The sequence below is a fragment of the Woeseia oceani genome (genome assembly GCF_001677435.1).
Lineage (GTDB): Bacteria > Pseudomonadota > Gammaproteobacteria > Steroidobacterales > Woeseiaceae > Woeseia > Woeseia oceani.
Window position 1 is genome coordinate 602,316 of record NZ_CP016268.1, and the last position, 23,587, is coordinate 625,902.

Sequence of the window (23,587 nt, forward strand, 5' to 3'; positions counted from 1 at the left end):
CGGAGCGAGTAAGCCTTTACAATACCCCAGCTCTGCAGACGGGCGAAGACCGGAATGAAATTACCGCCACATTTCTATTGCCGGAGCGACGTGCTCACGATCAGCCGCGAATTACTCGGCAAGTTGCTTTGTACCCGACACGCTGGCCACGAGTGCAAAGTACTGATCACCGAGACTGAAGCCTATGCAGGCATTGGCGATCGTGCGAGTCATGCGTACGGCGGCCGGCGCACGGCGCGTACCGAGGTCATGTACGGGGAGGGCGGTCTGGCGTATGTGTATCTCTGCTACGGCATCCACCATCTCTTCAATGTCGTGACAAATGTGGCGGGAATTCCCCATGCAGTATTGATCCGGGCAGCGCTGCCATATTCAGGCCTTGCTACTTTGCAAAAGCGGCGTGGCCGGGACGAGGCCGGGCCGAATCTGATGCCGGGGCCAGGCACGGTCGCGCAGGCACTGGGGATCACGACGGTGATGTCGGGTGTTTCGCTGCACGGTGCCGAAGTATGGATAGAGGATGCCGGCGTCGACGTACCGTCCGCGCAGATTCTTGCCGGCCCGCGTATCGGCGTTGATTATGCGGGCGAAGATGCCCGTCTGCCCTACCGTTACGTCTGGTCGAGCGCTTTTGCTGAGGCCGTGCGGCCATGCCGTGCTGACACGGCATAGAACAGCAGCCCGCTGGCAACAACGGCCAGGCCGAACAGCCCTTCGTAGGGTTTGTTCAAAAGCACAAAGGTCAATGTCCAGGCGGTGAGCAAGAGGTAAATAATGGGTGGCAGTGGATAGGCGAATGTGCGGTACGGCCGCGGCAGGTGGGGCTGCCGAATTCGCAATACAAATACGCCGAGCACAGTTGCGAAACTGTTCAGCGCGAGCGTGAAGCCAGCAAATACCAGTATGGATTCAAACGTTGAGGTGAGGATGAACGTGAGCGTCAGCACAGCCTGCAAGTAGATCGCGTTTGACGGGATACCGTCGGTGTTGGTTTTTGCGAGCAGGGACAGGCCGCGAAAATCTTCACCGATCACCTGCAGTACCCGTGGCCCGGCCATCGTCATCGCGCTGACCGTTGAAACCAGCAACAACGCGAGTACGACACCTGTGAAGCGGCCTGCAATGTCGCCGAATGCGGCATCGGCTGCGATATAGCCGACTTCCACCTTGCCAGTCATGCTTGCCATCGGCGCGACCGCCAGAAACGTGTAGTTAAGTGCGACGTAGAGGACCGTTACGACCAGCGTACCTCCCATCAGTATCCACGGCAGAGTGCGCTGTGGCTCTTCGAGTTCGCTGCTGAGATAAGTGGCGGCGTTCCAGCCGGTATACGCGTAGCTGACGTAGATCAGCGAAACGGCGAAAGCGCCGCTCAGAATCAGTGTGCCGTCGCCACTGGTTGGCAGGAAGTTGACGGGTTGCACGGCAGGCGCGAAGGTCACAGCCGCCACGCAAAACAAAACGATGACCAGTACTTTTAAAATCGTAAAAAGCCATTGCAGTCCGCCGCTGCCGCGCCGGCTGCCGGCATGGACCAGCGTCAGCAGAATGACGAGCCCACAGGCCAGGCCTTTCTGCAGCCATGCACTCGGCTCGTCCAGCAGCGCGGAGGTTGCGTAGGCGGCAAAGGTAATCGCCGCCAGCGCGGTCGGCGCGGCGAAGCCGATCGTTGCTGACACCCAGCCGGAAACGAACCCGGCCGCCGGGTGATAGATGCGCGACAGAAAGTTGTACTCGCCGCCTGAGCGTGGCATCGCGGCACCGAGTTCAGCGTAGGTCATGGCGCCGCAAACCGCGGCCAGGCCACCAATCGCCCACAGCGCGAGCAGTACAAAGCCCGAGCGTAGTTCGAGGAGCTGGAAACCGAGGCTGGTGAAGACGCCGGTGCCAACCATGTTGGCGATGACGACGGCCGTTACGGTGGGATAGCGAAATTTGCTGCTCGACATGCGGTCACCACTTGGGCAATTCAGCGTTAATTTTTTTTGTCGCGAGCTGGTCGGATCATGTGTGCCGCCGTGCCGGCCGGTAGCAGCTCCACGCCGCTTGCCCGGTAAAGGCGCGACTGCGATCTGTCGGCTTGGCCGGGAGCCCTCGGCCGGGCTTGCATTGTTGTCGATGGTAAACCATGTGTGATCGCGCGTAACGTGGTTACTGCGGCAGTGCCGGGATTACTTGCCGCTGAGCGCACTCATCGTGTGTTCCGTTGTGCTCGCGGCCACTGCGTCCAGCGGATCGATCCTGGCAATCAGTGCCAGTCGGGCTTGCTGGTAGCGACGACGAATTCGGCGCTGTTCGATTTCCTGGAGGCGGGCCCGGAGCATGTGCAGCTGGCGCGAGTGCGCTGGTAGGTTAGAGCGGGTCGTCGTGTTCTCGTCTGCCGCTTCCTGGCGCGGCGCGGCAGGCGGCGTTTCCTGTTGCAATCTCCGGTACTCGGCGGCGGCGGCTGCGGCGAGCTGGCGCTCAGCCGCGGCTGCAGTCGCGTCGCTCGGGTCAGATTGGGCAAGGGCAATTGCGGGCAGTAACAGGCAGAGCAGTGCAGTTATTCGGGGAGTGTTCATGGTCATTCCGGCAGTCATTTGCGGGGCAAATTGTGCCGCGGAATTCGTGCCGGACGGCTTTTGTCACAATCTTTGACAGTGGGGACAACGCGCAAGTAAGTCCGCGGACCGGGTCCGGGGGCGGCCCAGACAGCCGGCGGGCACTGTGCCTGATACGGTGGTGCCCGAATAAATGTGGTGGGCCGCAGACCTCGCGATTGCGCGAATGCCGTACTGCCTCAAAGTGGCTCAGGCAGCGGCCGACTCGTAAGGCTCAAAACGTCCGCCTTCGAGTTCGATGACGTCTTTCAGTGAGTAGCGGAAGAATTTGGCGCTGGTGCCGTTGGCAAATGTCACGAACCATGGGCGGCTGTACGCACCGTGCTCTTTCAGACCGCTCAGCGCATCGCGATGGCGTTCCGCGAACGTGTCATAGGCGTAGCCGAGCACAAAGCCGATGTGTTCCAGACCCATCGGGTATTTGTCCGCGGACAGTGTGGGTATCAGTTCGATCAGCGATACCCGAGCGTCGTCACCCAATTGCAAGGGTTCTGCCAACAGCAGCTTGTTGACCGGGCGTCCGTTTCGGATATCTTCCACTTCAGAAACGCAATGCGGGCGCAATGCGTCACGGACTTTTTCGTACGCCGCGATAGACGGTGAGCGTACAGCGATATGACTAATCGGGCTGCCGGTGATGTTTATGCCGCGCGTATCGAGTTGTCGTACAACGTCGGCATAGAAAGCCTGATAGTCGCCAAGTACTTCTTGCAGTTTCATGTCGTCCGGTCCATTCACTGGTTCACATCGACGGTAGCAGTCTACAATGCCCGGGAGAACAAACAATTGGTTTGGTGGGCATAACCAAAAGTGACTCATCCCCATCCGGAGCACCGCCATGAACGTCCCCGCATTCAATGAATTACTCGATTTCAGCGGGCAGTCGGTTGTCGTTACCGGTGCCGCTCAAGGTATAGGCGCGGCCATTGCCCTGCGTTTTGCCGAGGCTGGCGCACGGGTATTGATTCACTACCGCAGTGGCGAAAAAGAGGCTCTGCGGCTGGCACTGTCGATACGCAAGGACGGTGGTGAGGCCAGCACGATGGCCGCCGAACTGAGCGATGCCGGCGACGTTCGCAAGCTGATGGCCCGGGCAGTTACTGATTACGGAGCCATAGACGTGCTTGTCAATAACGCCGGCAGTTTTCCGAACGCGGCTTTCCTTGATATGACGTATGCCGAGTGGTCGGAGATGTTGCGATCCAACCTCGATTCGGCGTTTCTTTGTTCGCAGGCGGCGGCCCGGCATATGAAATCGGCCGGTAGCGGGGCAATTGTCAATATTGCGTCCATTGCGGCGTCCAGCCCGGGCCCGGAGCACAGTCACTACAACAGTGCCAAGGCGGCGGTGGTAATGCTGACCCGTTCTGCGGCACAGGAGCTCGGCGCTTATGGCATACGCGTGAACGCTGTGTCTCCTGGTGCAGTCGGCCGGCCGGGAATAGAAGATCAATGGCCGGAAGGTGTGGAGCGCTGGCAGAAACGTGCGCCGTTGCAACGGCTGGGCCAGCCGGAAGACGTTGCCGACGCGTGCCTGTTTCTGGCCTCGCCCGCCGCGCGCTGGGTGTCCGGTCACAACCTGGTTGTGGACGGCGGCATCATGGCTGCCAGTATTTACTAGTACCGGTCAATCAGGTATTGCCTGCCATACCATCCATCGCGCCACGCGCGGCTACCTTCAGCAATCTACAAGTGCCGAAAACGTTTGCGGCCGCCTGAGCTGCGCCGTCTATTGATAGCCCTTGGCCTGCAGCTCAAACAAATGTGCATACTGCCCGCCCATTGCCAGCAGTTCGTTGTGATCGCCGCGCTCGACGATTCGGCCATGTTGCATGACGATGATCTGATCAGCGGCGCGCACGGTTGAGAAGCGGTGTGAAATAAGGATTGTCATTTTGTCCCGACTCGACTGCCGGAAGTGATCGAAGACCGCCGCTTCGGATGCAGCATCCATGGCCGCAGTGGGTTCGTCCAGCACGAGGATATCGGCCTCACTGCGCATGAACGCGCGAGACAGAGCGATTTTCTGCCATTGACCGCCTGACAGCTCGCGGCCGCCTTTGAACCAGCGACCCAGTTGCGTGTGATAGCCCTCGGGCATGTCTTCGATAAAAGGTGCTGCCATACCGGTCTGCGCGGCAGTCGCCCAGCGTGCTTCGTCATCGATGTAACGGACATCGCCGGCGCCGATATTCTCGCCAACGGAAAACTGGTAACGGCCGAAGTCCTGAAAGATGACACCGACGCGACGCCGCAGTGCTTCGACGCTCCAGTCGCTGAGTGCCAGTCCGTCCAGATAAATCTCGCCCGCCGTAGGCTCATAGAGACGCGTCAGCAATTTGATCAACGTAGTCTTGCCAGAGCCGTTCTCACCGACCAGCGCCAGGCTCTGACCGGGGCGTATTTGCAGGTTTATATCGTCCAGTGCTTTTTCAGCTGCGCCTGGGTAGGCAAACGATACGTGTCGAAACTCGATGCCGCGCGCTGGTTCGGGGCCTCGGTCCGCTTCGCCATCGCGATTGGGCACTTCCTGTGCCAGATACTCATAGAGATTGGACAGGTAAAGATTGTCTTCATACATGCCGCTGATTGCGGTCAGGCTGGCGCTGACCGCCGACTGGCCCTGACGAAAAAGCATCAGGTACATCGTCATTGCGCCCAGGGTGATTTCGCGGCTGATTGTCGCAATCACGATCCAGACGTATGCGCCGTAGAACGCGGCTGTGGACAGCAGCCCCAGTACAAAGCCCCAGCCGTCCCGCCGCAAAGTCAGTTTGCGGTCTTCGACAAACAGCTTGTTGAAAATGTCGCGGTAGCGTTGCAGCAGCCGCGGGCCCAGCTGGAACAGTTTGACTTCCTTGACGCCGTCTTCGCGCGCAATCACTGTCTCCAGGTACATTTGCATGCGGGTCTCGGGTGATCGCCAGCGAAACAGGCGAAACGCATCACCGGAAAATTTGGCTTCCGCAAAAAACGACGGCAAGCCAGCGCCGATCAGAATGACCACAGCCCACGGTGAAAAGCTGTACAGCAGCGCGGCATAACTGCTGAGAGTGATGGCGTTCTGGACGAGGCCGAACGTGCGGTTTACCAGGCTAAGCGGGCGGCTCGACGCTTCACGTCGCGCTTGAGTCAGTTTGTCGTAAAACTCGGAGTCTTCGAAGTGTGCGAGCTGCAGGGTCAGCGCTTTTTCGAGAATCATCACGTTGACACGCTGCCCGAGCAGCGCGCGTAGCAGCGACTGACTGGCGGAGATGCCGCGCTGGCTTGCCGCAACGCCGATTACCAGCAACGCCTCGGCACCAAGCAGGCGCAACACGTAGGTCGTGTCGGCTTGCTCGGCCGCCATCGCTGCGACCACGCCGTCGACTATCAGTTGGCCAACCCAGGCGATCGCTGCGGGCAGGATGCCCGCTGTCAATGTCAGCACCGCGAGTACGACTGTCAGTAGCGGGCTGGTGCTCCACACGAGGTGCAACGCCCGGTGACTGTAGCGAAACACGCCCAGGAACCGGGTGAAAAACCCGGCCGCCTGTTCACTGTTGTCGGTCATTGTTTCTCCGGCCGAAAGACGGCGGCACCGCTAATATCAGCCAGCCTGCACGCGAGTCGCAAAGCAAGCCCGACAACAACAGCGAAGTATCGATGGTAGTTGTAGCGACCGACCGCGCCTAGTCGTCGTGCGTGCGCTGCCAGGCATCCGCAACCGCAATAGCGCTCATATTGAAGATGCCCTTGGCGGTCATCGAGGGTGTGACTATGTGTGCTGGCATGGCAGTGCCTGACAAAATAGGGCCGATAAACAATGCATCGGTTACGGAGCGGATCAGCTCCATCGCGATGTTTGCCGTATCGAGATTGGGCATGATGAGCAGGTTGGCTCTGTCGGTCAGCGGTGAGCTGGGGTCCAGGGTCTTGCGTATAGACTCGTTCATAGCCGTCAGTGCGTGCATTTCGCCGTCAACTTCAAGATGCGGCGCTCGCTCTTTGATGATGCGGGTCGCATCGCGCATCTTGCGCGCAGACGGTGCTGCCGATGAGCCGAAGTTGGAATGCGAAAGCAATGCGATTTTTGGCTTGATCCCGAAGCTTTGCACTCGTTCAGCGCTGGCCAGGGTCATCGCGACAAGCTGTTCGACGCCAGGATCAACCGAAATAAATGCATCGGATATGAACAGTGGCCCGTCCGGCAGGAACAGAACCGACATTGACGAGACTTTGTGGTTCGGTGTCTCAGAGCCGATGATCTCAATGATGTCTTGCAGATGATGGTCGAAACGACCAATCGTCCCACACAACAGGGCATCGGCCTGTTTCATGGCAACCATGCAAGCGGCAATGACCGTGCTGTTCGTTCGCATCAGGGTTTTGGCCGCTGAGACGGATACGCCTTTCCGGCAGACCCGTGAATGATAGAACTGCCAGTAGTCGCGGTAACGCGGATCATTTTCGGGATCGACCAGTTCGAAGTCCTGTCCGGCCCGCATGCGCAGACCCAGCCGGCTGATACGTTCGTCGACAACAGACGCACGGCCGATAACAACCGGGAAGGCAATCCGTTCGTCGATCACTGTCTGCACGGCGCGCAGGACCACTTCGTTTTCACCTTCAGCGTAGGCCAGGCGTTCGGTGTCGCGTTTGGCAACGTCTATGACCGGCTGCATGAACATGAAAGAGCGATGACTGAAGCTGCGCAAGGTGTTTCGATACGCATCCAGATCGGCAATCGGCCGCGTGGCTACCCCGGATTCCATGGCAGCCCGCGCTACGGCCAGCGACACTTCTTCCATCAGTCGGAGATCGAACGGCTTAGGTATGACGTACTCAGGGCCGAAGGTCAGCTCTTCTCCCTGGTAAGCATTCGCCACTTCGTCCGTCGACTCAAGCTGCGCGAGATTGGCAATGGCGTCGACACAGGCGATTTTCATTGCATCGTTGATTTTGGTGGCGCCAACATCGAGTGCGCCGCGAAAAATAAACGGAAAGCACAAGACGTTGTTGACCTGGTTCGGGTAGTCGGAGCGACCTGTGGCAATAATGGCGTCCGGCCGTGCCGCGATAGCTACTTCCGGCAGGATCTCTGGCGTCGGGTTGGCCAGCGCCAGGATCAATGGCCGGTCGGCCATTTTCTTGACCATGTCTGCGCTCAGCACGTTCGGTGCTGAAAGGCCGAGGAAGACGTCGGCGCCGGCGATGGCCTCATCAAGATTGCGCAACTCGGTGTCGCGGGCGAAGCGCGATTTGTAGGGGTTCATGTCGGCTTCGCGACTGGCATAAACGACGCCGTGCAAGTCGCACAAGGTAATGTTGTCCATCGGCAGGCCCTGCTTCACCAGCAGATCCAGGCACGACAGGCTGGCGGCGCCGCCACCGGTCGAGACGACCTTGATGTCTTCCAGGTTCTTGCCAACGATTTTCAGTCCGTTCTTGATGGCGGCGCTGACGACGATGGCTGTGCCGTGCTGGTCGTCGTGAAATACAGGAATGTTCATGCAGGCATCGAGCTTTTCCTCGACGATGAAACACTCCGGCGCCTTTATATCTTCCAGGTTGATCGCGCCAAAGGTGGGTTCGAGTCGGGAAATCGTCTCCACGAGCTTGTCCGGGTCGTTCTCGTCCACTTCAATGTCGAAGGCATCGATGCCGGCAAATTTCTTGAACAGGACAGACTTGCCTTCCATGACCGGTTTGGCCGCCAGAGGGCCGATAGCGCCCAGTCCGAGGACGGCACTGCCGTTGGAAATAACGCCTACCAGATTGCCTCTCGCGGTGTATTTGGCGGCGAGGGTCGGGTCTTCCTTGATACGCATGCAGGGAAACGCAACGCCAGGTGAATAGGCCTGCGCCAGATCAAGCTGGTTGGTGAGTGGCTTGGTCGGAGTGACGGTGATTTTGCCGGCCGGTTGACGCTCGTGATAGCGCAGCGACGCCTCTTCGAGTGGATCTGACATTGGTTTCTGGTTCCCGGATTGCGGAGGCTGGCGCCGCAGCGCCAATGGGCCGTCGATGATAAACCAATCCCGTGTTGCCGATGAACCCTTCGGGCGATTGCGGGCCGCAAGATTTACAGGGTCATTGCAAGATGTGCTGGGTAAATCGCCGCGTTGCCGCTGAATGAGCGGTGTTCGGTCGCATCCGTTACTGGCATGAAATCTGCACCTAAACTGACAAAGCGGTCGCAATTGATGCTGACATGCTGAATGCCGGGCGTGGTCGCGATAGACTGCGCGCTTGTTCGGCCACACTCTATACAGTTTTCTATACAGTTCTGGAGAAATCATGAAGTTTGAAATGAAACCGCTGCCCTATGCGTACGACGCACTGCAGCCGCATATCAGTGAGCAGACAGTCAAGTTCCACTACGACAAGCACCACACCGGGTACATGACCAAGTTGCAGGGGCAGCTTGCCGGTACTCCCGACGAGCAGAAGAGCCTGCAGGAAATCGTTGAGACGTCGAGCGGCGGTGTGTTCAATCTGGCTGCGCAAATCTGGAACCATGATTTTTACTGGCAAAGCCTCACGCCAAACGGTGGTGGCGCTCCGGGCGGAGAGCTTGCCGAGATGATTGCGGCAGAATTCGGTGATTTCGCGACGATGCGCGGCAAGCTGAAGGACGAAGCACTGGGGCACTTCGGCTCGGGCTGGGCCTGGCTGGTCCTCGGCAAGGACAACAAGCTGCAAATCTGCAGCACGCACGATGCTGACAATCCGTTGCGTGCAGGCGCCACACCGCTCCTGACGGTCGATGTCTGGGAGCACGCCTATTATCTGGATACGCAGAATGACCGCGGTGGTTATCTGGATCGGGTGCTCGACAACCTGTTGAACTGGCAGTTTGCCGAAGACAATCTCAGTGCGGCCCGCAAGGCAGGCTAGTCGGCTGCACAAAATCGCAATGCGTGCCGGCCCCTGGAATGGGGGTCGGTAACGTCGAGCAGCCAAGCTGCTCGCGAGCGGCTGTGTGGCGGTAGCACGATTCGCCTGTATCCGGCATCGGCGTTCGCCGGGTCCGGAATGTAACCGTTCGGCGCAATATCTGACCGCGTGCCACGGCGGGATCACCCGTTAGCGGTCAATATCACCCACATCAAGTACCGGTGCCGCGTCGAGCGCGCCAGCGTCGAGCATTGACGACACCTGCTCCAGTGCGGCAACCAGCATGGATTGCTGCCAGTCATCGAGAGCTTCGAAACTGGCGGCAAAGCGATCATGCAGCAGATCAGGTGATTGCTCGATACGCTCACGGCCGGCGGCCGTCATCTCGATCCAGTTGCGGCGCCGGTCTTCAGTGTCGCGCCGCCGGGTAACGAGGCCGGCGTCCACCAGTTTGTCGACCAGTGATGTCACCGTTGCCTGGGTAAGGCGTACCCCGCGAGCGACGGTGCTGGGCAGTGCCTTGCCTTCCCTGGCCACAATTTGCAAAACGATCAGCTGTGACGGTGTTAGTCCCGTTTGACTGGCCAGCTGTCGCGCGTTCAATTCGGTCGCGCGCAGGATGCGCCGCAAGGCGACGAGCGCGCTCTCTGATCGGTTTTCCATGGCTCTCACAGGACCCTCATTACGGTGGCGCGATTGTGGCTGCTAGAGGCCCTGTGGCGCCAGTCCTGTGGTCATATTTTGGTCATGTTAATTAGATCTACTAAATATTGAGTGGAGCTGGATTGCAGAGAGGCACCAGAATTGGCCAAAAAGATGCGAAAAAAATACTTTAAAAATAATATTTTATCCCCATGTCACTGTATCGCCTGCTCAGCCTGCACCAGAGCGGTTCACCTTTGCCCGTCAAATTGTTAGACTATCGAAGTAATATGGACATTACCGCTAACAGATCCCCGGCCGCCATTGCCGGCGCCGCAAGGACCGTGCTGCGAAAACCGACGGGCCAGGACGGCATTGCCATCAATCGCCTTATCGCGGCGTGCCCACCTCTCGATCAGAACTCGGTGTACTGCAATTTGTTGCAGTGCACGGACTTTGCGGACACCTGTATCGTTGCAGAGCGAGCCGGGCGCATCGTCGGCTGGATTTCCGCCTACCGTTCCCCAAAGGCGAACGACACGCTGTTTATCTGGCAGGTTGCTGTGCACGAGGACGCCCGTGGCTCGGGTTTGGCCGGTCGCATGCTTGACGATCTGCTGGCACGGGACGAGTGCGCGGGTATTGCTCGCTTGCAAACCACAATAACGCCAGACAACCAAGGCTCATTTGCCTTGTTTCGCTCGCTGGCAGCGCGTATCGATGCGCCATTTCACGAGGCTGCCGGCTTCGAGAGTCAAACCCATTTTCAGGGGCTGCATGCCAGCGAACGGCTGATAACCATCGGCCCAGTTGCGGGCAGCGGTGCGCGACAACGCCCGCTTCAATCTGCGTCCTGAATCCAATAACGAATTAATCAGAGGATCACCATGGTGAACAACAACACGGTGCCGGGGCATAAACCGGTCGTCGAAACTTTTGAGCTGCTTGAATCACAAGTGCGCAGCTATTCGCGGAATTTCCCGGCGATTTTCAACAAAGCCAAAGGCGTGCAGCTGGAAGGGGAAGACGGTTCGAAGTACCTCGATTTCCTGATGGGTTGTTCGACCCTGAATTACGGTCATAACCACCCGGTACTGAAAGATGCGCTGGTTGATTACATCACTGACGACGGTGTCACTCACAGCATGGACATGCACAGTGATGCCAAAGAACGGTTTCTGTTTGAATTCCACGAGACGGTGCTGAAACCGCGCAACCTGGACTATGTCCTGCAGTTTCCCGGGCCAACGGGTGCCAATGCGGTTGAGGCAGCGTTGAAGCTGGCCCGCAAGGTCACCGGCCGCACGAATGTCATTTCGTTTACCAACGGCTTCCACGGTGTAACGTTGGGTGCGTTGGCGGCAACGGGCAATGAGCACCACCGCGGTGGTGCCGGCATCGACCTGGGTGGCGTTACGCGCATGCCGTATGACGGCTATATGGGCGCAGACATCGATACGGCTGACTATCTCGATAAGGTTCTGAGCGACCCGTCGAGTGGCATTGATGCACCCGCCGCCGTGATCGTTGAAACAGTTCAGGGCGAGGGTGGCTTGAACGTCGCCAGCAATGAATGGCTGCGCAAAGTTGCCAGGATCACGCGCAAGCACGGCGCAATGTTCATTGTCGACGACATACAGGCGGGTATCGGCCGTTGCGGTTCGTTTTTCAGCTTCGAAGCCGCCGGCGTGAAACCGGATATCGTAACGCTGGCCAAGTCCCTGTCCGGCTATGGTTTGCCGATGGCGTTGGTGCTGATCAACCGCGAGTATGACGAATGGCTGCCCGGCGAGCACAACGGTACGTTTCGCGGCAACTGCCATGCATTCGTAACTGCACGCGCCGCTCTCGAGCACTTCTGGCGTGATCGAAAGGGCTTCGAGGCGACCATCGCCCGCAGCGCCGCTCAGCTTGAGCAGGGCTTGCGGTCCATTGCGAGCAAAGCAGGCTCCAGCAAACTGGTATTGAAAGGGCGCGGCATGATGCGCGGTCTGGAAATGCCCAGTGGAAAATTCGCGGCGGCTGTTATCAAGAAATGCTTCCAGAACGGTTTGATTATCGAATCGGCCGGGCCGAATGACGAGATCGTCAAATGCCTGGCACCGCTGACCATTACCAGTGAGGAGATGCAGAGCGGTCTGGATATTCTCGGCAAAGCCGTTGCGGCCACCGCGGCTGAACACGAACGCGCCGCGGCCTGACACCAAGGAATAAGAAAATGATCATAAGGGACTACAACGAAGCCAAAAATACCTCGCGCAAAGTCGAGGCGGAAGGCTGGACCAGTGTGCGCTTGCTGTTGAAAGAAGACGGTATGGGCTTTTCATTTCACATTACAACGATTCATGCAGGCGCGGAATTGCCGATGCATTACCAGCGTCACCTTGAATCCGTCTACTGCATGTCTGGAAAAGGCAGCATTGAAAGCCGTTTGACGGGTGAAGTGACCCAGATCAGACCGGGCATCTGCTATGCGCTTGACCAGCACGATCCCCACATCCTCAGAGCCGAGGAAGAAATGCAGATGGCCTGTGTGTTCAATCCGCCGGTAACTGGCACAGAAGTTCACGACGCCAGCGGAGCCTATCCGTTGCCGGCCGATGACGCTTGAACTGTCGGAACCATGCATTCCAAGGCCCCTCACGAGGCAAGCGAGACGCAGATGACAACGCAGCCAGACAGCCAGCATACGGTTGAAAAGATCGGCGGTACGTCGATGGCCGATACTGAATCCGTACTGAACAATATTTTCATCGGCAAACGGACGGGCAGCGATCTCTATCAACGAATATTCGTAGTTTCGGCTTACGCCGGCATTACCGACAAGTTGCTGCGCCACAAGAAAACCGGCGAGCCCGGGGTGCACGCGTTGTTCGCCGATGCGGAATCGGACTGGGCGTGGGGCGATGCGTTGAGCAAAGTCGGCGCGGACATGACGCGTATCAACGCAGAAATATTCGGCGATCATGCCGACCGGCGTACCGCAGATCAGTTTGTCAAAGAGCGTATCGAAGGTGCCCGCAGTTGCTTGCTGGACCTGCACCGGCTTTGTTCGTACGGTCATTTCAGCTTGTCTGAGCACATGAATACCGTGCGGGAAATGCTTTCAGCACTCGGCGAGGCTCACAGTGCACACAACACGTCCTTGCTGTTGCAGCAACACCACGTGAACGCCATTTTCGTTGACCTTACGAATTGGCGGGAAGACGAGCAGGTGTCGCTGGACGAGAAAATCAGCGGCGCTCTGGCAGAGATCGACCTGGCTGCAACGTTGCCGATAGTGACCGGTTATGGCCACAGCAAAGATGGCGCGATCATGAACTACGGTCGTGGTTATACCGAAGTGATCTTTTCCAGGGTCGCGGTACTTACTGGTGCCCGCGAAGCGATTATCCACAAGGAGTTCCACCTTTCGAGCGGTGACCCCAAGCTGATCGGGGAAGACAAAGTGCGCAAGATCGGCCGCACCAACTACGATGTTGCCGACCAGCTTTCCAACATGGGGATGGAAGCAATACACCCGAGTGCGGCCAAAGGGCTGCGGCAGGCGCGAATACCGCTGCGAATCAAGAACACGTTTGATCCGGAGAATCCGGGAACAGTGATTAGTGGTAACTACACATCCGAGGATTCGCGAACGGAGATGGTTACCGGGATAAAAAGTGTCTATGCCCTGGAGTTCTTCGAACAGGACATGGTCAGGGTCAACGGTTACGACTCCGCGATCCTGGAGGCACTGAAGCATCATCGGCTACGAATTATCACCAAGACATCGAACGCCAACACCATTGCACATTACATCGAAGGACCACTGAAGTCGGTTAAACGTGCGACGGTGGAGCTCGGTGAACGGTTTGAGTCAGCGACGATTACCGTGCGCAAGGTGGCCATCGTTTCGGCGATAGGCAGCGACCTGGAGGTCGAAGGGCTGACCGCACGCGCCGTTAATTGTCTGGCTGCGGCGGGTGTCAACCTGCTGGGTGTCCATCAGCTGATTCGCAATGTCGACATATTGTTTATTGTTGCCGAAGACGATTACGAAACCGCAATCGTTGCGTTACACGAAGAACTGGTTGAGAACACTGAACCGGTCGCCGTTGACGACGAACAACGCACGACGCGCGCGGCATAAGAGTGGCAGCGACCGCTAGAATCTGCTGCGAAACGGTACGGTGATGATCGAAGCAAGTTTCGCCATGTTTCTCCTGCTGTTCGTTGGTGTCGGCCTCGCTTCGGCCATGCGGGCGAAGAAGTCGCGCAATGACTATTACCTGGCCAGCCGTGAGATCAAACCCTGGTTGGCAGGCCTGTCAGCTGTCGCAACAAACAACTCCGGTTACATGTTCATCGGTGTCATCGGCTTTACCTATACGGCCGGTATGGCTGCGGCGTTGTTGATGACGGGCTGGATACTGGGTGACTTCATCGGTTCGCTGTTTATTCACAAGCGCTTGCGTCAGCACACCGAGTCAACGAACGAAGCTTCTTTTGCTGCCGTGATGGCACGTTGGCACGGCGAAGAGTTCACGGTATGGCGACGTATTGCCGCCGTAGTCATGTTGATCTTTCTGGGTTCCTATGCCGCCGCACAAATAAGTGCGGGCGGCAAAGCATTGCAGGGCGTGCTCGGCTGGGATCCGCTGTATGGCGCGGTAGCCGTCGCCATTATGGTGCTCGCATACAGTGTTGCCGGTGGCATCCGGGCGTCGATATGGACCGATGCCGCTCAGTCGATGGTCATGTTGGCGGCAATGTCGACGATGCTGTTCGTCGCGGTACAGGGTAAGGGGGGGCTCGATGCCACTGTCTCGCAACTGGCCGAAATTCCCGGCTACCTGGATATCTACCCGGACGACGTGCTCTTGCCCGGTCTCGCGGGTGTCGCAATGTTCGTTATCGGCTGGATGTTCGCGGGCTTCTCGGTTGTCGGTCAACCACACGTCATGGTGCGGTTTATGGCGCTGGACGACGTTAAGAACCTGAACCGAACACGCTTCTGGTACTACAGCTATTTCATTAGCTTTTACCTGCTTGCTACCGGCGTGGGCATGTTGTCACGCCTGTACCTGCCGTCACTTGGTGATCTCGATGCCGAACTTGCATTGCCAACCATGGCGCTTGAATTATTGCCGGACTTTTTCGTTGGTATGGTGTTGGCCGGCATCTTCGCTGCGACTATGTCGACTGCCGACTCACTGGTACTGAGTTGCTCCGCTGCCGTGACTCACGACCTCGCGCCGTCGAGGCTGGAAAAAAGCTGGCAGATGAAAGCTGTAACTGCCTTCGTCGTTGCCCTTGCGCTGGGGATGGCGGTCAGCGGTTCACGCAGCGTTTTTCAGCTCGTCATCATGTCCTGGTCGGTACTTGCTTCAGCATTCGCTCCGTTATTGACTCTGTACGTACTGGGCAGGCGGATTTCCGAAGCAGGCGCCATCGTTGCGATGTTGGCGGGTGTATCGACAGCGATAGGTTGGCGCCTTCTGGGCTGGCATAACATGTTGTACGAGGGTTTGCCGGGCATACTCGTAGGCCTGCTTGTTGCGTTGCTTTATTCCTCAGTCAAAGCCGGCCAGCCTGGCTTTGTAACAGCGTTACTGCGCAAGACCTGATTCTGCGCTCCGGTGCGCGGGTCCCCGCGTAGCCTCTCTGTTTTTTTTTCATTCACGAAGGAGTTCGTATGTTGACTGTGAGCGAAGCTGCACTGCAAAAATTTGATGACACAATAAACACGATGAGTGAGAGCCCTGATGACGGACGATGTCTGCGTATGGTTCGCAGCGAAGAGTCGGGTCTGGCGTTGTCGCTCGAGCCGGTGCACAACGACGACAAAACCTTTGAGTACGAAGGCCGCACGGTGCTGGCGGTCCCCGATGCTTTTGCCGATTTCTGCGAAGACATGCAGCTCGACATTGACGAGACCGGCAGTCTGACACTCGCCTGAGCCAGAGGAGTATCAATACTCGTATGAAGATACAAAAAGACTTCACGGTACGACTTGGCGGTAATAGTTATGCCGATACACCACACTTGCTGGCCTGCAAAGGCGAACCCGTGCTGACGGTTCGGCGCGCGACGACCAACGGCGATCTGCAAGTATCGCTGGATATCTACGACGAGCAGGGGCGGGAAGTAGCGGCCGTGCGTGAGACTGACCTGGTCCGCGGCGATCCGGAGTCGTTCAACGTCAGTGTCACCGAGAACCAGTTCGAAGTCATCGATTGCCAGCGTAGCCGGGTGGTTTGCAACATTCGCCGCCGGGCAAACGCGCGCGACACCGATATTGACGTCTCTCTGCTCCTGCACACGCCGGACGGATTCCTCGTTCACGCCAACCCCGACCAGACCAATCTGCGTATTCGTTCCAGTGAAGAAACCCTGCGTGGTCGGGATGCGGCGCTCAAAATAAACTGACACTCAGCAGCCGCAGACGACGGCGGGGTAGGTCGTACCCACTGTTCTGTGTCTGATCCTGCACGCCAGCAACCCGGCGCGGGTCGACGAGTCGGTCGCGTGTGTTGAGTAACGGTCCATAGTGCGCATACCATGCGCCCTTCAGGTAACGGGCGGACTGCTATGCATGTTGTCGTACTGGGTGCCGGAATTGCCGGAGTGACCAGTGCCTATTCGTTGGCGCTGCGCGGCTACGAGGTTACGGTTATTGATCGCGCCAATGCTGTCGCGGCAGGTGCGAGTCATGCCAATGGCGGGCAGCTCTCCTACAGTTTCACCGATGCATTGGCTCGACCTTCGTTTCTTCCTGGTATTCCCGGTTTGTTGCTGGGACGCGATCCGGCAACCCGGGTGCGTCTCCTGACCCGTCCCTGGCTGCCAGGCTGGGGTCTGCGATTCCTGCGTCAATGTACCCATAAGCAGGCGCGCAACAACACGATCGCCGTACTCGAACTGGCAATGAGGTCGGCGCACCGAATGGCTATGATCAGCGAGCAAACCGGGGTCAGTTTCGCCCATAAAAAAGACGGCAAGCTCGTGTTATTACCGGAAGGCGCGGATCTGGAGGCCAGTCGTCAAACAATCTCGCTCAAGAAACGACACGGTTGCACGACAGAACTGCTCAGCATGGCCGATGCAATCGCGCTTGAACCCGCCATTGAGGCGATGGCCGGCCGCTACGCGGCCGCACTCTATTCCGCACAGGATGAAACCGGTGACGCCCGTGTCTTTGCAGAGGGTCTTGCTGGCTGGCTGCAGCGCAACAAGGGCATGAACCTGCGGTTGGGCGAAACGGTCAACGGCTTGCTGCGTGACGGTGCTCGTATCGTGGGGGTGCAGACCAGCAAAGGTGAGATGACGGCCGACGCCGTCGTGGTTTGCCTTGGTGCACGCAGTCCCGACATCCTGCGTGACGTCGGCATTTCAGTTCCTGTCTACCCGGTGCGCGGTTACAGTCTTAGTGTGCCGCGCGGTAGTGCGGCGCCGCGAATCAGTATCACCGACCTGAAGCGCCGCATCTTGTTCAGCCCACTGGCTGACAGAATGCGTGTTTCAGGTTTTGCCGATTTCGTTGGCTTCAGTGACCGTGACGATGCGGCCCGTATCGCGTTGCTACGCAAGATGGCCAGTGAAACGGCGCCATTGGCGGCACTCTATGACCATCCACAATCGTCACCGTGGGCCGGTTCGCGGCCCATGACGCCGGATGGACGACCCATTACGGGCGCCAGCGATCTTGCCGGGCTGTTCCTCAATTGTGGTCACGGCATGCTGGGCTGGACGCTGGCTGCGGCGACCGCGGACGATCTCGCTGAAGTGATGGCGCAGTCAGTTAACTCCTGCAAACCGCCTGCCAAAAGCAACTAACGCCGGACCTAAACGCTGTGCCCAAAACAGAAGTCCCGGCTGTAAGCCGGGATTCCTGTCTTCGGGGCTCCTGCAGTCGCGCTACTCGTAAAGCGCCAGCGCCGTAAGCGACGGACCGGTTTGCGCGATGATGTATTGCCGGCCTTCGTGCATATAGGTCATCGTGCCGTAACGGGTCCGTTCCGACATCTCGACTTTGCCCACAGTTTCGCCCGTTGCTTTGTTAACCGCGAACAATGCGGGTGTGCCGTCGGACGACTCCGAGGCGTAGATCAGCAGTGACTTCGTCAACGTCATTGGCGCCATTCGGCCGGTGCCGGTGTTCGGAATGTCCATGCCGGCAAGGTCCGGGTGGTTGAGGACGCGTTCCGGCGTTTCGCCCACTGGCGACATCCATACATGTTCGCCGGTGTTCATGTCGATGGCCGTGATCCGGCTGTACGGTGGCTTGAACAAGGGCAGATCATCCGGGCCGCGCACACCGTCCGGTCGCAGCACGGCATAGCGCGCTATGGTGGTTCCTGTAGGTGCTTCCAGCAATTTGTCCCGTTCTTCGCCGGGCGCGATGATGCGCGATGTGCACGCTTTGTGCGACGTAACGTAAAGAATGCCCGTTTCCGGATCAGCAGTATTCGGACCGTCGATGTTTACCCCGCCCGTATCTCCGGGGCACCACAGCGCAGCCTTGTAGCCCTCGTCATTGTCACGATGCAGCGGTGGGTTGAACAGCGGGCCGATCTTGTACTCTTTCAGGTTCTCGATCGCACGGGCGCGCAGATCCGCGGTGAAGTCGATCAGGTCATCGTGCGTCAATCCCTGAATCTCGTACGGAGCCGGTTTGCTCGGGAACGGTTGAGTCGGTGACAGCTGTTCACCCGGTACGGTTGACGCCGGTACCGGTCGCTCTTCAATCAGCCAGACAGGCTCGCCGGTCTCGCGGTTGAACGTGTACGCGAACGATTGTTTGGTTGTCTGTACGACAATCGGTATTTTCCTGCCATCGACTGTGACGTCCATCAGTACTGGTGCGGTCGGTGTGTCGTAGTTCCAGATGTCGTGATGCACCAGCTGGTAGTGCCAGATGCGTTCGCCGGTCTTGACGTCCAGAGCTATCAGGCTGGTGGAGAACAGGTTGTCACCGGGACGAAAGCCACCGTAGAAATCCATGGTTGCGCCGTTGGTCGGCACGTAGACGATGCCACGTTCCTGGTCGGCTGACAGTGGTGCCCACGACGAGATGTCGCCAGTCCATTGCCAGGCATCGTTCTCCCAGGTGTCGTGGCCAAATTCTCCAGGCTTCGGGATGACATTGAATTTCCACAGGAACTCGCCCGTACGAGCGTCGTAACCCAGGATGTCGCCGGGAATATTCTCGATTCGGGACTGGTTGTAGCCCTGCTCCGCGGAGTTGCCGACAACGATCACGCCGTTCACGACGATTGGTGGGGATGAGGAGGTTATGTAACCGGTCTCGAGTGCAATACCCTCGTACGGGTCGTACTCGTGGCCAAGGTCGGCAAGCATGTCCACAACGCCCGTGTCAGGGAAGCCGGCGACGGGTACTTTGCGGCCAAACCCTTCGAGTGGTCGACCGGTTTCGGCATCCAGTGCAGTCAGAAAAAAGGCGGGCGAAACGATATAGATGACGCCGCGGCCGTCAATTTCGGCGTACGCAACGCCTTTGCCATAGTCCTTGCGCATCGAGTATTCCCAGCGCGGCGTGCGTGGTTCTACGTATGACCAGATTAACTCGCCGTTCGCGGGATCCAGCGCAACGACGTGCCGGCGTGGACCAACGACAGTGTAAAGACGGCCATTGATGTAACTCGGCGTGGAGCGGCCGCTGGCTGCATTGAAGCTGGCACCGCTCCAGCTCCACACTTCTTCAACGTCGCCGAAGTTGTCGGCGTTGATCTGGTCGAGTGCGGAATAGCGGGTGTGTGCTGCGTCACCTCCAAGGTATTGCCACTGGCCGTTACTGTTGCCCGGGCCTTCGGTCACGATACCTGGCGTGTTTGTCGCAACAGGCGTTGTTCCATCGCCTGACGAACATGCGCCGAGAGTGGCAACTGTAATAACCAGGATCAGTGCGCTGGATACCCGTTCGGCTGCTGTCATCATAATAAATTTCTTCATGAAATCCCCCTGCTCGATTGGTGGGTCCTGGCCCAGCAATTCATCCGTCTTGCACGCGGCGCGCATGGACAGAGCGCCTGAGCGAACATGTTTGGCAATCGCCGTTGCGAACACGCCACGCGGTTTCTTCATGTGTCAAATGTACGATAAACGCTCAATCGTTGGATGGCAAAACCCTCGTTTGATACAGTCAATCGCTGCCATAGCGACACTGGTCGCGACCAGTCTATGAGTTTCCGCTGTAATCGATCTCGCCGGGCTATCGCATCAAGGCAGCGCCGATACTGACGCTGTGCGTCTGTGACATACGTCCCGGGGGGGAGCGCATGCTGGATTCGTTTCTGAAGCTCATCAATTCGATCAGTGCCGCCATGTGGGGCCCGTGGACGATGATCTTCATCGCACTGGTGTCCGTCTACCTGACGATAAGAAGCGGCTTTTTTCAGGTCACCCATTTCGGCTATATCTGGCGCCACACGTTTGGCACGCTGTTCGCTGGCGATAAAGACAAGCCCAAGCGACGTATGCGTATCACGCCGTTTCAGGCAACGGCCACGTCATTGGCAGGTACGGTCGGCATGGGCAATATGGCGGGCGTTGCAACGGCGTTGTCCATCGGTGGTCCCGGTGCCATATTCTGGATGTGGTTGCTCGCGTTTTTCGGAATGATCTCTAAGACAGCCGAGATTACGTTTGGCGTTCACTATCGGGAAATCGACGCGGAAGGGCGGGTACACGGCGGCCCCATGTTTTATATCCGCAAAGCGCTCGGTTGGAGAACACTGGCCGTGTTGTTCAGTGTCGGGGTCACTATCAACTGCCTGTTCAGCTCGTCGATGTTGCAGGCACATACCGTTGGCCGCGCACTGGATGCCAGCTACGGCATCAACCCCTACCTCATAACCAGTGGCATGGGCATCGTGACTGCGGTAGTTGCGATTGGCGGCGTGCAACGCATAGGTCGGTTTTGTCAGGCGTTGGTGCCTCTGATGACGGTCTTGTACCTCGGCAGCAGCCTCATGGTTGTGATGGCCAACGGCGCACAAATTCCAGCAGTCTTCGCCGACATTTTTCGCTATGCATTTGCGCCCGCACCGGCAATAGGCGGTTTCGCCGGTGCCGCTGTTGTGGCGGCTGTGCAGATGGGCATGGCTCGCGGCATGCTGTCGAATGAGGCTGGACTGGGTACGTCACCGATGGTGCACGCCAACGCCCAGACTCCACACCCGTTTCAACAGGGCATGTGGGGCGCCGCGGAGGTTTTTATCGATACGACAGTCGTTTGCACGGTAACCGCACTCGCCATCTTGTCGACCGGTGTGCTGGCAAACGGCAGCTCGGGTATCGAGATGCTGCTCGAAGCCTATTCCAGTTTCTACCGGCCGGAAGTGGCCAAGGCCTTCATTTCCGTCGCTATCCTGACGTTCTGCCTTTCCACCCAGATCGGCTTTTACGTCTACTTCAAGACGGCAGTGGAAGATCTGATTGGTGCCCGCGCTTTCCGCCTGGTTCGCTGGGTGTATTTCATACCCGGTGTGGTATTCGCCGGCGTTACCAATGTTGACCAGCTTTGGGCGTTCGCCAATATTTCGGTCGCCGCAAGCGCCATTCCCAACCTGGTGGCTTTGCTCATGTTGAGTGGGGCCTTTCTGACCCTGGCGAAAGACTACGTCAGCGGGACCAACCGTTATACAACGGAGGTGAGTGATCGCGAAGGACGGTACGTGCAAGTGGCCACCGCCATGAAAGCAATGCAGGAACAGAAGGAGTCGTAGTGCATGGCGACACAAAGACTGAATGAACAAGCCGAGGGTGTCTTCATCATATCGGCGACGCCGTTCGCGGCAGATGGTTCACTGGATTTGCAAAGCACGGACCGGCTGATCGAGTTTTACCTTGAGCAAGGCGTGTCCGGCATCACTGTGCTCGGGATGATGGGGGAAGCGCATAAGCTCGCGGCCGACGAATCGGCTGCGTTTCTCACGCGAGTTCTGCAGCGGGTCGCTGATCGTGTGCCGGTCGTGGTGGGTGTCTCGAATGCGGGTTTGGACAATTTGTTCAGTCTCGCGCATACAGCGATGTCGGCGGGCGCGGCGGGGGTCATGGTCGCGCCAGCGACAGGCCTGGGCACCGAAGCCAAATTGCTGGCTTACTTTCGGCAGGTTTTCGAAGGACTGGGTGAGTCAGTACCGGTCTGCTACCAGGACTACCCCTTTGTTACCCGCTCGGAAATATCGGTTGCCACCTTCAACCAGCTGGTCACTGATTACCCGCAACTGGTGATGCTCAAGCACGAGGAATGGCCTGGTCTTAGCAAGTTAAGTGCCGTACGCAAGGCAGCCAGGGACGGGCTGCGGCGGGTGGCTGTATTGGTCGGCAACGGTGGCCTGTACCTGCCACAGGAGCTGGCCCGGGGTGCGGACGGTGCAATGACCGGCTTTGCGTACCCCGAAATGTTGGTTGAAGTGGTGCGCCTGTGGCGGCAGGGCGAACAGGACAGAGCAGAAGACCTGTTTGATGCCTATCTGCCACTGGTTCGCCACGAACAACAGCCGGGGGTCGGGCTCGCCCTGCGCAAGGAGGTGTTACGCAGACGCGGCGCCATTGCCACGGCGCAGGTGCGTGCACCCGGACCGCAGCTTACTGCAACCGATCATGATGAGCTGACCCGGTTGATCTCGCGTGTCGAAAAAAACCTGGAGGCAATGTAAGCAATGGATCTCGGACTCAGTGGGAAGCGCGCCCTGGTACTCGCGTCCAGTCAGGGCCTTGGCCTCGGCATCGCCAGCGAGCTGTGCAATGAAGGTGCCAACGTCATATTGTGTGGCCGTTCCGGCGATAAGCTCAGAAATGCTGCCGATGCGATCAATGCGCAAGGCCAGGGCCAGGCACAAAGCGTCGTGATCGATCTCGCCGACAAGGACTCGGCTACGCGCTTGTATGCCGCAGCAAAAGACATCCTGGGTGGCGTCGATATACTCGTGAACAATTCCGGTGGTCCACCGCCTGGCCCCGTTTCAAAACCGGCTGCAGCGGACTGGCGTGCACAGTTCGATGTAATGGTTTTGCGCCTGATTGAAATTGCGAATCTGTGCGCCGATGACATGCGTGAGGCAGGCTGGGGTCGAATCCTGACTGTTGCGTCGTCCGGTATTCTGCAACCCATACCCAATCTGGCGATGTCGAACACGGTACGTGCAGCGCTCGTTGGCTGGAACAAATCATTGTCGAACGAATTGGCGGCCGATGGCATAACGGTCAACATACTCGCGCCCGGTCGCATCCACACTGACCGCGTGGATCAGCTCGACGCGGCTGCCGCTGAACGCCAGGATAAGTCGATAGATGATGTCCGCAAGGCTTCTCGCGCAACCATACCGGCAGGACGTTACGGCACCGTTCAGGAGTTCGCGGCAGTTGCCGCTTTTCTCGTCAGTGCGCCAGCCAGCTATGTAACCGGCAGCATAGTACGCTGCGATGGTGGCCTGATTCGCAGTACCTGAAGGACAGCG

Annotated in this window: 21 protein-coding genes; 14 read left to right on the top strand and 7 right to left on the bottom strand. The window is 58.3% G+C overall.

Annotation, left to right across the window (positions count from 1 at the left end; translation table 11 throughout):
- The first annotated feature begins 54 nt into the window (after window positions 1–54).
- A complete protein-coding gene (locus tag BA177_RS02585) occupies window positions 55–672 on the top strand; it encodes a DNA-3-methyladenine glycosylase (RefSeq protein ID WP_068612475.1) in 618 nt (205 codons plus the stop codon).
- Here the strand turns inward: BA177_RS02585 and BA177_RS02590 are convergent.
- The 3 genes from BA177_RS02590 to BA177_RS02600 form a co-directional block, all read right to left on the bottom strand.
- Window positions 612–1,949 carry an APC family permease gene (locus tag BA177_RS02590; protein ID WP_068612477.1) on the bottom strand — a complete coding sequence of 446 codons (1,338 nt, stop codon included), beginning with the start codon at window positions 1,947–1,949 and terminating at the stop codon, window positions 612–614. The genes BA177_RS02585 and BA177_RS02590 overlap by 61 nt on opposite strands.
- A gap of 222 nt (window positions 1,950–2,171) precedes the next feature.
- Window positions 2,172–2,561: a hypothetical protein gene (locus BA177_RS02595; RefSeq protein ID WP_156762662.1), complete on the bottom strand. Its 390-nt coding sequence runs from the start codon at window positions 2,559–2,561 to the stop codon at window positions 2,172–2,174.
- Between the two features lie 228 nt (window positions 2,562–2,789).
- Window positions 2,790–3,320 (bottom strand): VOC family protein, encoded by a 531-nt coding sequence (locus BA177_RS02600; RefSeq protein WP_197493290.1) that lies wholly within the window; start codon window positions 3,318–3,320, stop codon window positions 2,790–2,792.
- Window positions 3,321–3,438: 118 nt separating this feature from the next.
- On the opposite strand from BA177_RS02600, the gene BA177_RS02605 reads away from it, so the two are divergent.
- Window positions 3,439–4,221 carry an SDR family NAD(P)-dependent oxidoreductase gene (locus BA177_RS02605; protein WP_068612484.1) on the top strand — a complete coding sequence of 261 codons (783 nt, stop codon included), beginning with the start codon at window positions 3,439–3,441 and terminating at the stop codon, window positions 4,219–4,221.
- A 108-nt stretch (window positions 4,222–4,329) separates the two neighbouring features.
- Here BA177_RS02605 and BA177_RS02610 read toward each other — a convergent pair whose 3' ends face one another.
- Both BA177_RS02610 and BA177_RS02615 read right to left on the bottom strand, forming a co-directional pair.
- The gene (locus BA177_RS02610; protein WP_197493291.1) at window positions 4,330–6,153 is read right to left on the bottom strand and encodes an ABC transporter ATP-binding protein; all 1,824 of its coding nucleotides are present in this window, start codon (window positions 6,151–6,153) and stop codon (window positions 4,330–4,332) included.
- Between the two features lie 118 nt (window positions 6,154–6,271).
- Entirely contained in the window at window positions 6,272–8,551 is a 2,280-nt protein-coding gene (locus BA177_RS02615) for an NADP-dependent malic enzyme (protein ID WP_068612486.1), read from the bottom strand.
- A gap of 328 nt (window positions 8,552–8,879) precedes the next feature.
- Here BA177_RS02615 and BA177_RS02620 point away from each other — a divergent pair, with 328 nt between their 5' ends.
- Window positions 8,880–9,479 (top strand): superoxide dismutase, encoded by a 600-nt coding sequence (locus BA177_RS02620; protein WP_068612487.1) that lies wholly within the window; start codon window positions 8,880–8,882, stop codon window positions 9,477–9,479.
- Window positions 9,480–9,668: 189 nt separating this feature from the next.
- On the opposite strand, the gene BA177_RS02625 is transcribed toward BA177_RS02620, so the two are convergent.
- Window positions 9,669–10,142 carry a MarR family winged helix-turn-helix transcriptional regulator gene (locus tag BA177_RS02625; RefSeq protein ID WP_068612489.1) on the bottom strand — a complete coding sequence of 158 codons (474 nt, stop codon included), beginning with the start codon at window positions 10,140–10,142 and terminating at the stop codon, window positions 9,669–9,671.
- Window positions 10,143–10,465: 323 nt separating this feature from the next.
- Between BA177_RS02625 and ectA the strand changes: the two genes are divergently transcribed.
- The 8 genes from ectA to BA177_RS02665 all read left to right on the top strand — a co-directional run bounded on the left by ectA (window position 10,466) and on the right by BA177_RS02665 (window position 17,939).
- Entirely contained in the window at window positions 10,466–10,978 is a 513-nt protein-coding gene (gene ectA / locus BA177_RS02630) for a diaminobutyrate acetyltransferase (protein WP_068618781.1), read from the top strand.
- 30 nt (window positions 10,979–11,008) lie between these two features.
- The gene (gene ectB, locus BA177_RS02635; protein ID WP_068612491.1) at window positions 11,009–12,322 is read left to right on the top strand and encodes a diaminobutyrate--2-oxoglutarate transaminase; all 1,314 of its coding nucleotides are present in this window, start codon (window positions 11,009–11,011) and stop codon (window positions 12,320–12,322) included.
- Between the two features lie 17 nt (window positions 12,323–12,339).
- Entirely contained in the window at window positions 12,340–12,732 is a 393-nt protein-coding gene (locus BA177_RS02640) for an ectoine synthase (protein ID WP_068612496.1), read from the top strand.
- 51 nt (window positions 12,733–12,783) lie between these two features.
- The gene (locus tag BA177_RS02645; RefSeq protein WP_068618782.1) at window positions 12,784–14,253 is read left to right on the top strand and encodes an aspartate kinase; all 1,470 of its coding nucleotides are present in this window, start codon (window positions 12,784–12,786) and stop codon (window positions 14,251–14,253) included.
- Window positions 14,254–14,296: 43 nt separating this feature from the next.
- Window positions 14,297–15,730, top strand: coding sequence for a sodium/proline symporter (locus BA177_RS02650; protein WP_068612502.1), 1,434 nt, complete (start codon window positions 14,297–14,299; stop codon window positions 15,728–15,730).
- Between the two features lie 68 nt (window positions 15,731–15,798).
- Window positions 15,799–16,062 (top strand): hypothetical protein, encoded by a 264-nt coding sequence (locus BA177_RS02655; RefSeq protein WP_068612507.1) that lies wholly within the window; start codon window positions 15,799–15,801, stop codon window positions 16,060–16,062.
- 23 nt (window positions 16,063–16,085) lie between these two features.
- Entirely contained in the window at window positions 16,086–16,532 is a 447-nt protein-coding gene (locus BA177_RS02660) for a hypothetical protein (RefSeq protein ID WP_068612510.1), read from the top strand.
- A gap of 162 nt (window positions 16,533–16,694) precedes the next feature.
- On the top strand, window positions 16,695–17,939 hold the full coding sequence (locus BA177_RS02665; protein WP_068612513.1) for an FAD-dependent oxidoreductase: 1,245 nt from the start codon (window positions 16,695–16,697) through the stop codon (window positions 17,937–17,939).
- Window positions 17,940–18,020: 81 nt separating this feature from the next.
- Here the strand turns inward: BA177_RS02665 and BA177_RS02670 are convergent, their stop codons facing one another.
- Window positions 18,021–20,207, bottom strand: coding sequence for an outer membrane protein assembly factor BamB family protein (locus tag BA177_RS02670; RefSeq protein WP_068612516.1), 2,187 nt, complete (start codon window positions 20,205–20,207; stop codon window positions 18,021–18,023).
- A gap of 194 nt (window positions 20,208–20,401) precedes the next feature.
- Between BA177_RS02670 and BA177_RS02675 the strand changes: the two genes are divergently transcribed.
- From BA177_RS02675 to BA177_RS02685, 3 genes are read left to right on the top strand one after another with little or no spacing between them, the layout of a single operon-like run.
- Complete coding sequence (locus BA177_RS02675) at window positions 20,402–21,850, top strand: alanine/glycine:cation symporter family protein (protein ID WP_068612520.1); 1,449 nt, start codon at window positions 20,402–20,404, stop codon at window positions 21,848–21,850.
- A 3-nt stretch (window positions 21,851–21,853) separates the two neighbouring features.
- The gene (locus BA177_RS02680; RefSeq protein ID WP_068612523.1) at window positions 21,854–22,786 is read left to right on the top strand and encodes a dihydrodipicolinate synthase family protein; all 933 of its coding nucleotides are present in this window, start codon (window positions 21,854–21,856) and stop codon (window positions 22,784–22,786) included.
- Between the two features lie 3 nt (window positions 22,787–22,789).
- Window positions 22,790–23,578 carry an SDR family oxidoreductase gene (locus tag BA177_RS02685; protein WP_068612526.1) on the top strand — a complete coding sequence of 263 codons (789 nt, stop codon included), beginning with the start codon at window positions 22,790–22,792 and terminating at the stop codon, window positions 23,576–23,578.
- Window positions 23,579–23,587 lie beyond the last annotated feature (9 nt).